Annotated in this window: 14 protein-coding genes; all 14 read left to right on the top strand. The window is 46.5% G+C overall.

What is annotated here, in order from left to right:
• Nucleotides 1–41 precede the first annotated feature (41 nt).
• The 14 genes from trpC to C1N53_RS06230 all read left to right on the top strand — a co-directional run bounded on the left by trpC (nucleotide 42) and on the right by C1N53_RS06230 (nucleotide 15,013).
• Nucleotides 42–857, top strand: coding sequence for an indole-3-glycerol phosphate synthase TrpC (gene trpC / locus C1N53_RS06295; protein ID WP_137758499.1), 816 nt, complete (start codon nucleotides 42–44; stop codon nucleotides 855–857).
• Nucleotides 854–1,474 (top strand): phosphoribosylanthranilate isomerase, encoded by a 621-nt coding sequence (locus C1N53_RS06290; RefSeq protein ID WP_137758498.1) that lies wholly within the window; start codon nucleotides 854–856, stop codon nucleotides 1,472–1,474. Before trpC ends, C1N53_RS06290 begins: the two co-directional genes overlap by 4 nt.
• 84 nt (nucleotides 1,475–1,558) lie before the next feature.
• Nucleotides 1,559–2,749 carry a tryptophan synthase subunit beta gene (trpB, locus tag C1N53_RS06285; protein WP_137758497.1) on the top strand — a complete coding sequence of 397 codons (1,191 nt, stop codon included), beginning with the start codon at nucleotides 1,559–1,561 and terminating at the stop codon, nucleotides 2,747–2,749.
• The gene (trpA, locus tag C1N53_RS06280) at nucleotides 2,739–3,515 is read left to right on the top strand and encodes a tryptophan synthase subunit alpha (RefSeq protein ID WP_137758496.1); all 777 of its coding nucleotides are present in this window, start codon (nucleotides 2,739–2,741) and stop codon (nucleotides 3,513–3,515) included. Before trpB ends, trpA begins: the two co-directional genes overlap by 11 nt.
• Nucleotides 3,516–3,518: 3 nt before the next feature.
• Nucleotides 3,519–4,529 (top strand): 3-deoxy-7-phosphoheptulonate synthase, encoded by a 1,011-nt coding sequence (gene aroF, locus C1N53_RS06275; RefSeq protein WP_137758495.1) that lies wholly within the window; start codon nucleotides 3,519–3,521, stop codon nucleotides 4,527–4,529.
• 266 nt (nucleotides 4,530–4,795) lie between these two features.
• Nucleotides 4,796–5,239, top strand: coding sequence for a DUF2141 domain-containing protein (locus C1N53_RS06270; RefSeq protein ID WP_137758494.1), 444 nt, complete (start codon nucleotides 4,796–4,798; stop codon nucleotides 5,237–5,239).
• 54 nt (nucleotides 5,240–5,293) lie between these two features.
• Nucleotides 5,294–6,073, top strand: a complete 780-nt coding sequence (locus C1N53_RS06265; RefSeq protein ID WP_137758493.1) for a hypothetical protein — start codon at nucleotides 5,294–5,296, stop codon at nucleotides 6,071–6,073.
• A gap of 10 nt (nucleotides 6,074–6,083) precedes the next feature.
• Nucleotides 6,084–7,427 (top strand): magnesium transporter, encoded by a 1,344-nt coding sequence (mgtE, locus tag C1N53_RS06260; protein ID WP_206077622.1) that lies wholly within the window; start codon nucleotides 6,084–6,086, stop codon nucleotides 7,425–7,427.
• Nucleotides 7,428–7,742: 315 nt separating this feature from the next.
• Complete coding sequence (hisH, locus tag C1N53_RS06255) at nucleotides 7,743–8,324, top strand: imidazole glycerol phosphate synthase subunit HisH (RefSeq protein WP_137758492.1); 582 nt, start codon at nucleotides 7,743–7,745, stop codon at nucleotides 8,322–8,324.
• On the top strand, nucleotides 8,321–9,043 hold the full coding sequence (gene hisA / locus C1N53_RS06250) for a 1-(5-phosphoribosyl)-5-[(5-phosphoribosylamino)methylideneamino]imidazole-4-carboxamide isomerase (RefSeq protein WP_137758491.1): 723 nt from the start codon (nucleotides 8,321–8,323) through the stop codon (nucleotides 9,041–9,043). The genes hisH and hisA overlap by 4 nt, the downstream gene beginning before the upstream one ends.
• Nucleotides 9,037–9,795, top strand: coding sequence for an imidazole glycerol phosphate synthase subunit HisF (gene hisF / locus C1N53_RS06245; protein ID WP_137758490.1), 759 nt, complete (start codon nucleotides 9,037–9,039; stop codon nucleotides 9,793–9,795). Before hisA ends, hisF begins: the two co-directional genes overlap by 7 nt.
• A gap of 37 nt (nucleotides 9,796–9,832) precedes the next feature.
• Nucleotides 9,833–10,267 carry a hypothetical protein gene (locus C1N53_RS06240; RefSeq protein WP_137758489.1) on the top strand — a complete coding sequence of 145 codons (435 nt, stop codon included), beginning with the start codon at nucleotides 9,833–9,835 and terminating at the stop codon, nucleotides 10,265–10,267.
• 47 nt (nucleotides 10,268–10,314) lie between these two features.
• Nucleotides 10,315–10,923: a bifunctional phosphoribosyl-AMP cyclohydrolase/phosphoribosyl-ATP diphosphatase HisIE gene (hisIE, locus tag C1N53_RS06235; RefSeq protein ID WP_137758488.1), complete on the top strand. Its 609-nt coding sequence runs from the start codon at nucleotides 10,315–10,317 to the stop codon at nucleotides 10,921–10,923.
• 172 nt (nucleotides 10,924–11,095) lie between these two features.
• Nucleotides 11,096–15,013 (top strand): choice-of-anchor I family protein, encoded by a 3,918-nt coding sequence (locus C1N53_RS06230; protein WP_137758487.1) that lies wholly within the window; start codon nucleotides 11,096–11,098, stop codon nucleotides 15,011–15,013.
• The last annotated feature ends 17 nt before the right edge of the window (nucleotides 15,014–15,030 follow it).

Genomic DNA, 15,030 nt, shown 5'->3' with positions numbered 1-15,030 from the left:
GAAATTATCTATAGTTTATCTTTAAATTTTAAATCAACCCAATGAATATACTTGAGCAGATTATAGCTGATAAACAGAAGGAAGTGGCCGAGCGCAAAGAGCTGTATCCAACTAAACTGCTGGAGAAAAGCCTTTATTTCGGCACCCCTTGCATGTCGCTGGAGCATTACCTGTTGCGCCCGGATAAAACAGGCATTATTGCTGAGATCAAAAGAAAATCTCCATCAAAAGGCGATATCAATCCTTATGTTTCGGTAGAGCGAACTTCTATCGGCTATATGCAGGCCGGGGCTTCTGCACTTTCTATCCTGACAGATACCAAATACTTTGGAGGTAAAAACGAGGACCTAGTGATTGGTAGAAAATTTAATTATTGCCCGATTCTGCGGAAAGACTTTATGGTAGATGAATACCAGGTTGTTGAAGCGAAGTCGATTGGTGCCGATGCTATCCTGCTGATTGCCGCTGCTTTACCGGCTAAACGTATTCAGGAACTGGCAGCCTTTGCCCGTACATTCGGTTTAGAGGTGTTGCTGGAAGTGCATAGCCTGGAAGAGCTACAGGAGAGCCTTTGCGAGGGTATAACGGTTGTAGGTGTAAATAACCGCAACCTGAAAACATTTCAGACTGATGTGGCTTTATCATATGAACTTTCCCGGCACATACCTTCGGGCATGACCAAGATTTCTGAAAGTGGTTTGCGTAATCCGCAAACACTGGTAGAACTGAAAGAAGCCGGTTATAACGGTTTCCTGATTGGAGAAAGTTTTATGACCAATAGCAGGCCGGAACGAGCAGCAGCCGCTTTTATGAAAGAGTTCAGAGTGCTACAGGAGAAAAAGGCGGCGCTGGTATGAAAATAAAGGTCTGCGGGATGCGGGAGCCGGAGAACATCCAACAGGTGGCGGCACTGCAACCAGACTACCTGGGCTTTATTTTCTTTTCAGGCTCCCGGCGTTATGCATTACCCGGTATAGATGCAAGCAGTTTGGCAAATTTGCCTGCAGGTGTGCAGCGGGTAGGGGTATTTGTGAATGAGACGACCACAGTTATTCTGGACCTGGCAAGACAGTACAATCTGGAACTGGTACAGTTGCATGGTTCCGAAACACCTGCGCAGTGCCTGGAGCTACAGCAGACTGGTTTAAAAGTAATTAAAGTCTTTTCGGTAGGGGAAAGCTTTAACTTTGATGTGCTGGCTCCTTTTGAAAATACCTGCGACTTCTTTCTCTTTGATACCAAAGGGAAAGAGCATGGCGGCAATGGTTTTGTGTTTGACTGGGAGCAGCTAAACCAATATCCTTCTCCTAAGCCATACTTCCTGAGCGGCGGGCTTAACCTGGAGAATATCAGCGGGATAAAAAGCATCAGGAGAAAGCCATTTGCTATTGATGTAAATAGTGGTTTTGAGCTGCAGCCGGGGCTGAAGGAGGTGGAGAAGCTGAAGCGCCTGATGGAGCAAGTTAAGAGTTGAATTATCAGACAACAGACAAAAGACAAACGACTCTGAAGTAACAGTCCTTCGTATTTTGTCAAATAGTCTTTCATCCAAAAATATATGAAATACTCAGTAGACGAAAACGGTTTTTACGGAAAATTTGGGGGCGCTTACGTTCCAGAAATGCTTTTTCCGAATGTAGAGGAACTGCGTGCCAATTACCTCAACATCATGTATGAGCCAGCATTTCAGGAAGAGCTGCAGGCACTCCTGAGGGATTATGTTGGCCGCCCTACGCCTTTATATTTTGCCAAGCGCCTTTCAGAAAAATATAACACCAAAATTTACCTGAAACGGGAAGACCTGAACCATACAGGCGCTCATAAAATAAACAATACCATCGGGCAGATCCTGCTGGCAAAGCGTCTTGGTAAAAAGCGCATTATAGCCGAGACCGGCGCCGGGCAGCATGGCGTGGCCACGGCAACTGTGTGTGCTCTTATGGGGCTGGAATGCATTGTATACATGGGTGAAGTAGATATCGAAAGACAAGCCCCTAATGTTGCCAGAATGAAAATGTTAGGAGCTACCGTTACTCCGACAACCAGCGGCAGCAAAACGTTGAAAGACGCTACCAATGAGGCCATTCGCGACTGGATCAACAATCCGGAAGACACTTACTATATTATCGGTTCCGTAGTTGGCCCACACCCATACCCCGACATGGTTGCCCGCTTTCAGGCAGTAATTTCAGAAGAAATGATGGCACAGCTGCAGCAGAAGGAAAACCGCGATTACCCTGATTATGTAGTGGCTTGTGTGGGTGGTGGCAGTAACGCAGCCGGAGCTTTCTATCATTACCTCGACAGACCTGAAGTGAAACTGGTAGCGGTAGAAGCCGCCGGACTGGGAGTTCATTCAGGAGAATCGGCTGCTACATCGGTACTGGGCAAAGAAGGTATCATCCACGGAAGCCGTACGTTGCTTATGCAAACGGAAGACGGACAGGTAGTGGAGCCTTACTCCATTTCTGCAGGCCTGGATTATCCGGGCGTAGGGCCATTGCACGCACACCTGCACCAGTCGCAGCGGGCCATTTTTGAAAGCATCACAGATGATGAGGCGCTGCAGGCAGTACTGGAACTAACGCGCCTGGAAGGCATAATTCCGGCCCTGGAGAGTGCACATGCACTGGCTGCTTTGGGTAGAATAGGCGCTAAACCTGATGATGTAGTGGTGGTAAACCTTTCCGGCCGTGGGGATAAAGATCTGGCAACTTATTTAAAAAGATTTCATTTCGATGGAGAATAGAATCCAAAGACTCTTTGCAGAAAAGCAGCAGGGGCTGCTGTCGGTATATTTCACAGCAGGCTATCCCAATCTGAACGATACGGTATCCATTATTCTGGAGCTGGAGAAAAACGGTGTCGACCTGATTGAAGTAGGTATGCCTTTTTCAGATCCGCTGGCAGATGGACCCACTATTCAGCAGAGCAGCGAAATAGCCATCCGGAATGGCATGACCATTCCGGCACTATTCGGGCAACTGCAGGATATCCGCCGGCACACCCAGATTCCGCTGGTTCTGATGGGGTATCTGAACCCGGTGATGCAGTACGGGGTAACGCGTTTCTGCCAGAAATGTAAAGAAGTAGGCATAGACGGCATTATTTTGCCTGATCTTCCACTTGCTGATTATGTGCGGGAGTATAAACCCATCTTTGAAGAAAATAACCTGAGCAAAGTGTTTCTGGTAACACCCCAGACGCCAGAGCAGCGCATCCGGGAAATCGACAGCCATACCAATGGCTTTGTTTACATGGTTTCTTCTGCCTCCACAACAGGTAGTACAAACGGAAAAGCTGTGGCTAATACTGCTTATTTTCAGCGTGTTGCCCAAATGGGGCTCCGAAATCCCGGTATGATTGGCTTTGGCATTCACAACAAAGAAACTTTTTCACAGGCCTGCAACCACGCGCAGGGAGCAATTATCGGCAGTGCTTTTATCAAGGCACTGGCACAGGAAGGAAGCCTGGCACAAAACATCCGTACTTTTATTCAAAATATTCGAAACTAGAACATGGTCATAAGATTACAGCAGGGAGTACCTGATGCTATAAAAGAAAATATTCTGCTAAAAGTAGAAGAGATAGGTTACAAAGCGAACGAAGTAAAGACACAGGAGGGACACTACCTGGTAGCTATTGGCAAAAAGGATTTCGATATCCGCCACATCGGTCAGCTGGATGGCGTCGCTGATATTTACCATGTATCAGACGAGTATAAACTTATATCCCGTAAATGGCGGGTGGAGCCTACTCATATCGATTTAGGAGATGGTGTGGTGATAGGAGAAGGACAATTCAGTATTATGGCTGGCCCTTGCTCTATTGAAAACGAACGGCAGATTGAGCTGGTAGTGGAACACTTAAAAGCCAATAATGTAAAAATTATGCGGGGAGGTGTTTTCAAACCTAGGAGCTCTCCTTATGCTTTCCGGGGTCTGGGCATAGAAGGCCTGAAAATGTTTCACCAGATCTGCAGCGCCAATGGCATTAAAATCATAACTGAGGTGATGCAAGTTTCCCAGATTGAAGAAATGATTGATTATGTGGATGTGTTCCAGGTAGGAGCCCGTAACAGCCAGAACTTTAACCTGCTCGATTCGCTGGGAGAAGCGCAGAAGCCTGTGCTGCTGAAGCGCGGCATTTCAGGAACTATAGAAGAGCTCCTGCAGGCAGCCGAATATATTTTTTCGAATGGCAATGAGAAGATTATGCTTTGCGAGCGCGGTATCCGTGGTTATGAAAAAGCATACCGCAACATCCTGGACCTGAATGCCGTGCCGGTGCTTAAAGAGAAAACGCACCTTCCGGTAATCGTTGATCCGTCTCATGGTATCGGCATCCGGGATTATGTAGAAGAAATGTCTCTGGCTGCGGTTATGGCCGGAGCCGACGGAGTTATCTATGAAACGCACCAGAAACCGGAAGAAGCCTTTTCGGACGGACAACAGACTGTAAATTTTCAGGAGTCAGAACGCCTGATCCGTCGTATGCGTCAGGCGTACGAGCTCCGCGAAAATTTCTAGTGTTATTTCATCCAGCTGCCTATTCTGCTGTTTCAGTATAGCAGGAAGGGCAGTTGGTATGGATGGCAGGCTGCAAACATAGTTCGGCTGAACTCGTAAGGCTTACAAAAATGTTCCACTTATTTCTGCCAAACCTTCCAACAGGGCTCTGCCAGATGAAGACTTAGATAAACGGCTGATTGTGATTCCTTTATGTCAAAGAGCTATTCTAAATCTTAATTAAAAGCGCATCAGCCTTGTTGGTATGAGTAAGGCTTTTCTCAACTATGACTTCAGTACTATCTTTCCTGTTACTCCTGACAAGTTCCTTCTTATACCTTCAGCCGGCGCCTCAGTTTTCCGGAACAATGGTGATAGAGCTCAGTAATTTGCCAGCTGATAAAAGCGGTACCGTTTATATAGGTATTTACAACAAAGCAGCGGATTTTCCGGAAAAAGGAAAAGCTGCCTATAATGCCAAAGTAAAGGTAACGAAGCAGGATAAAGCTGTAGCGAAAATAGAAAACGCAACGTTTGGTGAATATGCCATTGCTTTGTTCTACGACACCAACAATAACGGCACCATCGATACAAACTTCCTGGGAATTCCGAAGGAACCTTATGGTTTCTCCAACAGCCTATACCACGCCACGCGCGCAACCAGTTTCGAGGAAGCTAAGTTCAGTTTCACGCAGAATAGCTCAGCTGTAAAAATTAAGCTAAAGAATTAATATACAGGTTTAATTAACCTGAAAGCGCCCATTTCATAAGCATCCATTCTGCCTATGATAAAATCATACAAAACGCCAGTTTACCGTTCTAAATCTGTGCAGGGCAAACCTGTGGAGAAAAAAGTACTTCAACTTTATCTTTACATGCTGCTCATAAGTACCTGTGCCTGTTCTTCTTTAAGAGAGTCATCCAAATACCAGTTTTCAGAAGGTATCTATAAAATAACAGCAACTGGCACTACACCAGGCAGGGTATATGTTGACATAACGGAGGATACACTCACCATGTATCCCATGGTAACCACAACCGCAGGCATTGTACTGGATACACTTAACAAAACTGTTTTTGCCATTCCGGTGGAGCGTGAGACACAGGCAGAAAAGGCATATACATTCTCCAAACCTTCTTTCGATATAGATGTTCTTACTATTCCGCTTAAATACAGGCCAGGCACCGCAGGTATTCCGCACCAGTTAAACACCAGTTTCCAGGGAGCTGTATACCTGGGCGTCAGAAACGATCTGTTCAGAATCAGGTATAAAAACACGCCGTTACGTAACTACAGAAGAAGCTTTAACCACTTCGGCTATAGCATTGGCTTTTTTACAGGCTTGGGTTCATCGCTCATCAACGAATCTTTCACTTCTAACCAGCTAGCGTATGAATATGACGGTGTCGTTTTTCTGAATGGTGTGGCGGGTATCATTGGTTTGAATAACTTTACACCTGGATTAGCAGTCGGTACAGACCATCTGCTGGATAAGAACAGACAAGACTGGATTTATCAGCATAAACCTTGGGTAGGGCTGGTATTTGGCCTTAACTTAAATTAAAGCACCATATATGAACTCAGCAACAAATGATCTGAACCTAAAGGATCTGCGGAACAGGCACCCAAACGATATTTCTGAAGTAATATGTGAGCTTAACTCCAAAGAACGCGTGCTGGCCTTTCTGCTGCTGCCAGGAGAGTTAAAGGCCGAGGTCTTTACTTATTTTAACCATGCGGTTCAGGAGGAAATACTGAAACAGCTGGGCTCTACCGATACAGCAGAAATGCTTGAAAATATGGCCCCGGACGACCGCACCGAGATTTTTGAGAATTTCCCGGATCTGCTCATCAAAGAATCTATCAACCTGCTTTCCCCGGAAGAAAAACGTATCGCGTTAAACCTGCTGGGATACCCTGAAAAGAGCATTGCACGTCTCATGACACCTTATTACATTCAGGCCCGCAAAGGCTGGAGTGTTAAGCAGGCTTTGAACAACATTAAGCGCTACGGTAAAAAAGCAGAAACACTTAACCATATTTATGTGGTTGATAAGGACAATAAGCTCATCGACGACATCCGGATCGGAAAGCTGCTGATGGCAGATGAAGAGCAGACAGTGGAGTCGTTGATGGACTATACCTTTGTGAGCCTCACCACCACCATGACCAAGGACGAAGCCATAGAACAGTTCAATAAATACGACAGAGCCGTAATGCCTGTGGTATCAGAAAGCGGTGTGTTAGTGGGTATAGTTACATTCGACGACATTTTTGATGAAATAGAGCGAAGAGACACCGAGGATATTCAGAAGTTTGGGGGTTTGGAAGCGCTGGAATTGTCGTATACCGATACACCCCTGTTGACGCTGGTTCGTAAACGCGCCAGCGTACTGATCATCCTTTTCCTGGGAGAAATGCTGACAGCTTCAGCTATGGGCTTTTTTGAGGAAGAAATCTCACAGGCTGTAGTGTTGGCTCTCTTTATTCCGCTCATTATCTCCAGTGGTGGTAACTCCGGTTCACAGGCCGCCACGCTTATCGTTCGGGCTATGGCCATTAAGGAGCTAGGGCTAAGAGACTGGTGGTATGTGATGCGTAAAGAAATTCTTTCTGGCCTTATGCTGGGGCTTATACTCGGTGCTGTAGGTTTCCTGCGCATATTTCTCTGGCAGCAGGCAGGCTTTTACGATTACGGAGAGTATGCTATACTGATCGGATTAACAGTCGGCTTGTCTTTGATCGGCATCGTGTTATGGGGAACACTATCAGGATCTATGATTCCGTTCCTGCTTCAGAAGCTCGGGCTGGATCCTGCAACGTCGTCTGCTCCGTTTGTGGCTACGCTGGTAGATGTAACCGGGCTGATCATTTATTTTACGATTGCAGCGTCTATTCTTCGTGGCACATTACTTTAAGGCTACCTTGTTAGCAGACTGTAATTTAGCAATGTAAGGTTAAACAAAACATCTTCCTAAAGTTTTTACATGGGGAGTAGCTGAATTGTAACCCGCATACACTATATTTGTGAATATGAGAAGCAAGACCACACATATGCATTACCATTGTATTCGAAGCTTGGGTTTCGGAGCAGTATGCCTATGGATTTGCTAACAGAAGAAAGAAATATCCAAGAGCCTGACTCCATCAAGAGCCAGGCTTTTTTATTAGCAGCAGTGGTAACAGCTGCTTCAGTTTTAATTCCTGATTCATAATTTCTTATTTAAGCAGAAATGAATTTAATTATAGTAGATTATAAAGCCGGAAACGTGCAATCGGTTATGTTTGCCCTGGAGCGCCTGGGCGTGCAGGGAACGCTGAGCTGTGACGCTGAAACCATAAAGGCTGCTGACAAAGTTATTTTTCCGGGAGTGGGAGAAGCTTCTTCGGCCATGGCACAGCTTAAAGCCCGTAACCTGGATCAACTGCTTCCCACCCTGGAGCAACCTTTTTTTGGCGTGTGCCTTGGCATGCAGCTATTGTGCCAGCATTCCGAGGAAGGAGACACCAACATGCTCGGCATCATTCCAACTAAAGTTAAGCGTTTTCAAACAGATCTGAAGGTGCCGCACATGGGCTGGAACCAATTGGAAAACCTGCAGTCTCCTTTGTTTACAGGTATAAACGAGCAGGAGAATGTATACTATGTGCACAGCTACTACGTGCCTGTAGGAGATTGCACAATAGCACAAACCGCTTACCCGGAGCCTTTTTCAGCTGCTCTGCACTATAAAAACTTTTATGCTGCCCAGTTTCACCCGGAGAAAAGCGGACCAGCCGGCAGCCAGATTCTCAAGAACTTCTTAGCTTTATGATGGAAATTATACCTGCCATAGATATTATAGGCGGCCAGTGTGTGCGCCTGACGGAGGGCGATTTTGCCCAGCAAACCACGTACAACAGCAATCCGCTGGAAGTAGCCAAGCAGTTTGAAGCGCATGGCATTAAGCGGCTGCACCTGGTTGACTTGGACGGTGCAAGGGCCCGGAAACCTGTTAACCTGGCTGTGCTGGAAAGCATTGCTGCTAATACCAGTCTCACCATAGATTTTGGCGGAGGGCTGCAGTCCGATGAGGCGCTCAGGCAAGCTTTTGATGCCGGTGCCACGCAGATCACGGCGGGTAGTATTGCTGTGCGTGAACCTGAAAAGGTAAAGCAATGGCTCATGCAGTACGGTGCGGATAAAATCATAATCGGGGCTGACTTCAAAGGCAATAACATCGCCATCAGTGCCTGGACGGAAGAAAGCAACCACCCTTTACAAGACTTTATGTCGGATTATCTGCAAACAGGCGCAAGGCTTTTTATCTGTACAGATGTAAGCAAAGATGGGAAGCTGCAGGGGCCAGCCACCGATACTTACCAGCAGCTGAAGCTGGCGCTGCCAGCAGCTGAGCTAATTGCCAGTGGCGGAGTAACAACGGTAGACGATCTTAAAGCTTTAGATAAAATGGGAGTGAAAGGTGCCATTATCGGGAAAGCCATCTACGAAGGCACTATTCAGTTAAAAGACTTAGAACAATTCTTATGCTAACAAAACGTATTGTTCCCTGCCTCGACATTAAAAACGGGCGCTGTGTAAAAGGTATTCAGTTCGAAAATATACGTGATGCCGGAGATCCTGTAGAGCTGGCCAAATGGTACGCCGAGCAGGGGGCTGATGAACTGGTGTTCCTGGACATTACCGCCACCAATGAAGAACGCAAGACTTTTGCAGAACTGGTTCGTGACATAGCACGCCATATCGATATACCTTTTACAGTGGGCGGAGGCATAGGAGCAGTTGCGGATGTGGAGGTGCTGCTTATGGCCGGGGCAGATAAAGTTTCTGTCAACTCAGCGGCTATACGTAATCCGGGTTTGGTCGAAGAACTTGCCAAGCGGTTCGGAAGCCAGTGCATTACAGTGGCAGTAGACACAAAATTTACCGAAGCTACCGGATGGAAGGTCTATGCACGCGCCGGTACAGTGGAAACAAAACATGCCACCGTAAACTGGTGCCGCAACGTAACTGACCTGGGAGCAGGGGAGATACTGCTGACCAGTATGAACAACGACGGCACCAAAGCAGGGTTTGCCCTTGATATTACAGGTGAAGTCTCTAATGCTGTCACGGTGCCTGTTGTTGCATCCGGAGGTGCCGGTACCATGCAGCATTTCGCGGATGTGTTTCACCAAGCCAATGCTGACGCCGCTTTAGCAGCCAGCCTGTTCCATTTCAGGGAACTGGAGGTGCCCGTTCTGAAAAAATTCCTGCAGGAACAGGGAGTTGATGTGCGGATTTAATCTTAGATTGCTTTAAATTTTTAGCCTTTACCTTTTAATGAAAAAGTCACTTTTACTTTTCGCTTTATGCTGTCTGCCGTTCCTGGGCATTTGCGGCGGGAAAATTATAAAAATCAATTCTATCGGGGGAGATAAAGCTGCTCCGGCTTATATTTTCCATACCGGAGAAATAGAGGGAGCCAAAGAAAACGCGGTGCAATACATCCTGATCACCGAAGCCGATTATAGCAACCTGTGTGACATCATCCTGAAAACGCATACCAGCTATTTCTCGCAAAGCTGCACAAGTACAGATTTTTCAGCAGCTTATAGCATTGCCGTGAGTGAAGAGCAGAAGCTGGTACTCATGGTGCCTCCTTTTGGCAGGAACTGTGCCAAGGATTACTTCAACTACCTGATCAGCGAGTCCAAAAAAACGAATTCTAAGAAAGCTTTAATAAAAGGTTTATCTGGTTTGGTAAGCAGTATCTGATGCACGACCACTAAACTTTTATCATTTTTACGCTTAACCCTACAACATTGAAACTTGATTTTGAAAAAAGCGGAGGATTAGTCCCTGCTGTTGTACAGGACAGTATAACAGGACAGGTTCTCATGCTTGGCTATATGAACCAGGAGGCACTGGAAAAAACACAGCAGGAAAGATTGGTTACTTTCTTTTCCCGCACCAAAAACCGCCTCTGGACAAAAGGAGAAACATCTGGCCACACGCTGGAAGTAATCAGCATTGCCCAAGACTGCGACAGCGATTCGCTTTTAATTAAAGTAAAACCCAATGGCCCAACCTGCCACACCGGTGCTACCAGTTGTTTCGGAGAGGAAGAAACCTCAAACAGAGCAACAGCCATTCGCTTTATAGCAGAACTGGAGCAGGTGATTCAGCATAGAAAAACAAATCCGGCAGAAGGTTCTTATACAAATTTCCTGTTTGATAAAGGCGTGAATAAAATTGCGCAGAAAGTAGGAGAGGAGGCTGTAGAAACAGTGATTGATGCCGTGGCAGGTAAATTAGACACCATGAAGGGCGAAGCAGCTGATCTGCTGTATCATTTGCTGGTGCTGCTAGCTGCTACCGGACTGGAGTTGAAGGATGTGGTGGCGGTTCTGGAAGAGCGTCATAAAAAGTAACATCTATTATCTCTATGCTCTTCTTCAGCAATGGCCTTGCTTGCTAGCAGCGCCATTGCTGAAGAAGAGCATAAACAAATGATAATATTATCATAAAAATTAGGTAAAGTTCTCATAACAGGCTGCTAATAACTTAGCTGAATGTAATCATTCAACCAACTAAAGCTATGTTATGAGAAAAAAACTACGCAGTTTTCTATTCCTGGTATTGTTGAGTTCAGGGGCACAGGCGCAAACGCTGCTGCATTACTGGAACTTTAACAACACCAGTAGCCTGGAAGCACATCTTACTCCTGTTTCCATTCTGGATGGTGCTTCTATAAAGCATATAGCCGGTGGAACCAGTGCCATTGCAGAAAAAGAGGGTACAGGCCAGGGGTTCGACCGGGAAAACCTCAATGCCCGAAATGGAGATCCGGCAGGAAACCATCTTCGTTTTAACAATCCGATTGGCGGTGCGCTTCTCTTTCATATACCGACTACCGGTTTCCGAAACATCCTGATAAAATATGTGAGCATGCGTTCAGGTTCAGGGGCCGGAACACAGCTTATTGAATACACAACAAACGGAACCGACTATACCCCTTTCACGACCATAGCTCCTAACAACGGAACACCTCAGCTTGAAACCCTTGACTTTTCAGGTATAGCAGCTGCCAATAATAACGATAACTTTAAGATCAGGATAAGCTTTGAGCAGGAGGCCGGAGGACTGGTAGGAAACAATCGCTTTGATAATTTTACAGTTGAGGGCGAGCAGGCAGGAGCCGATGTTCTGCCTCCGAGCCTAACATTTTCGCCCGCTGCCAACGCCGTGCATGTAGCGGTAGATGTTCATCCAAGCATTACCTTTAACGAGGATGTCCGCTTACGCGACAACACTGCTATCACCAATAATAATGTGGCAAACCTGGTAGAATTTAAATTACAGGATGCGCAAGGTACTGCCATTGCTTACAGTGCAACCTTTGCCGACAGAACCATCACAATTATACCGGCTACATCTTTGGCACCGAATCAGACTTATTACATTGCCCTGAAAGCCGATGTAGTAGAAGACTTCAGTGACAATGCAGTTGAAACTTCGCCATCGTTTACATTTACCACGATTGCGCAGCAAACACAGTTTCAGCCTGGCGACCTGCTTTTTGTAGCCTATCGTATGAATGCAACAGGTACGGAAGATGAAGTAGCTTTTATCACGTTGGTAGATATACTGCCCGGAACAATGGTTCATTTTACTGATGCCAAGTATACAGACAATACCCAGCCGCAATGCGAAGGCGGGCTTACCTGGGTAGCCCCTGCCACCGGCATTGCAGCAGGAACTGTCATTCGAATTCAGAATGATGTACCAAGCACAAGCCACGGCACTGTTTACGGCTCTAAATTCGGCTTAAGTTCCGGTGGCGACCAGGTACTTGTGTATACCGGAACGCCTCAAAATCCATCCTACATCACGGCCTTGAGCTCCAATGCCTGGGTAGAGGCAAACACATCCTGTAGCGGCAGTCTTTCTAAATTGCCCGCATCACTTACTCTTGGTCATCATGCCATCAGCCTGAGCGGTGCTCCGGGCAATACAGCAGGTAACACCGCTAATGCCTTTTATAAAGGCCGGACAACAGGTACAAAAGCAGAACTACAGGCGGCTATTCTGATGCCTGAAAACTGGGAGGGTACTGCATCGGGAACAGCAGCCCAGCGCTGGCCTGAGTGGGCATTCCCTGGTCCACCAGCTGTAGCTAGTGCCCGTGTCCTTAATCAGAACACCCTGGAGCTGGCCTTTAACAAGGAGCTTGCAGCTGCATCGGCTGCTATGCTGGCAAATTATACTGGAATAGACGGGCTGCAGTCTGCTCTATTGGCTGATGATGCTAAAACAGTCACGCTTCTTTTCAGTACCGCCTTCGCATCCGGAGCAACTTATACCTTACAGGTGGCTGGTGTAAAAGACAAAGAAGATAGAGTAATGCATAGTGCCTACACCTTCTCCTTTACCTATAACACCACCATTTCCTTTGCCACTAAGTTTTTATCTGTCAGTGAATCAGCAGGTACAGCGGAGGTAACAATAAATATCGAAAATCCTGCTGAGGCGACAGCAAAGCTGGTTCTCAAAGCTGCCCCATTCAGTACAGCTACCGCTTCTGACTTCACTTTCAGCACACAAAGCATTCAACTAACCGGTGCAAGCGGTACCAGCCATACCCTCAGCATCCCGATCATCAACGACACGGAAGAAGAGCAGGACGAATATTTTGTGTTAAGCCTGGAAGATATAACAGGTGCAACACTAACTGGCAGCCAATACCTGACAATCTATATCAGAGACAATGACAGGAAAGCAACGCAACCAAACCAGGAGATACGGTTGGCGCATGTATCCAGCTTTGAACCGGTAGGCGCCAATGGCAGTACCACCGAAATTGTAGTACATGATCCGGCTTCGCAACGCCTGTTCATGACCAGTTCTGTACAGAACAGGCTGGATATTGCTGATTTTTCAAATCCGGCTGCCATTACCCTTATTAAGTCGATCGACATGGCACCTTATGGCGGTATTACCAGTGTAGCTGTTCGTGATGGCATTGTAGCTGTTGCCAGTCCGAATGCCGACGAGCAGCAAAATGGTTCTGTTATATTTATGAATACAAACGGAGACGTGCAGGCACAGGTAACAGTAGGAGCATTGCCCGATATGGTTACTTTTACTCCGGATGGAACAAAAGTTTTAACGGCTAACGAAGGACAACCGAACGATGCCTATACCATAGATCCGGAAGGCTCGATCAGTATTATAGACATTTCAGGAGGCATTGCTAATTTAGGACAGGCACATGTTACCACTTTATTGTTTACAGCCTACAACGAGCAGGAGGCAGCACTGATGGCTGCCGGCGTTCGTAAGACAAAATCCACCAGTACTTTATCGCAGGATTTGGAGCCGGAGTATATTTCTGTTTCACCTGATTCGCGTAAGGCTTGGGTAACGCTGCAAGAGAATAATGCCATAGCCGAACTCAACCTGGAAACAAAATCCATAACTGCTATCTGGCCTTTAGGCACAAAAGACATGAGTGCTTTGGGCAACGGTTTCGATGCTTCCGATAACAGTGGCGTGGTGCATCTTTCCAACTGGCCGATCAAATCTTTCTATATTCCGGATGGAGTAGCAAACTATACCGTAGGCAGTACAACATACCTGGTTACTGCAAACGAAGGAGATGAGAAAGAGTACGGCAGCTTAAACGAACGTACCACCGTAGGAGCTGCCACTCTCGATCAGGCCAAATTCCCACATGCAGCTGTGTTAAAAGACAACCATAACCTGGGCCGTTTGCGCATTACCAACCTGCATGGCGATACCGATGGCGATGGCGACTTAGACGAGCTGTACATGCTTGGTTCCCGCTCTTTCTCCATCTGGAATGCCGAAACAAAGGAGTTGGTATATGACAGTGGGGATGATTTTGAATTATACACTTCTACAGAACCTTCCATAGCATCGCTTTTTAATTCAGACCACGAGGGCAATGGCTTTAAAAGCAGGAGCCGGGCTAAAGGACCTGAACCAGAAAATGTTACCGTAGCTACGATCGATGGTGCCGTGTATGCCTTTGTCGCGCTGGAGCGGGTAGGTGGCGTGATGGTTTATAATATTTCGGACCCTGCCAATGTTAAATTTGTAGATTACCTAAATACCCGCAACACGGCTACCTATGCCGGTGACCACGGCCCGGAAGGAATTATTTACATCATGGCACAGAACAGCCCTGATGGCAAACCTTACATAGCTGTTGCCAACGAAATCAGCGGAACGGTTTCAGTATTTGAAGTACAGAAAACGATTACTTCTGCTAAAGGAGAGGTATTGGCTACGAAACAAAACTTTCACCTTTACCCCAACCCAGCTACGGGCAAAGAAGTGTTTTTCAGCAAACAGGTAGATGTGCAGGTGCTGGATGTAACCGGCAAGCTATTATTTACAGGCACAGCTTTAAAGTCAATTGATATCTCAGGCTTTAAAACAGGATTATACTTTGTGCGCACATCAGAAGGGGCTGTAAGAAGACTAGTTGTTAAATAAACTATAGTTGCTTTATT

It is taken from the genome of Pontibacter sp. SGAir0037 (assembly GCF_005491705.1).
Lineage (GTDB): Bacteria > Bacteroidota > Bacteroidia > Cytophagales > Hymenobacteraceae > Pontibacter.
This window is presented reverse-complemented; position numbering and strand designations above follow the sequence as displayed.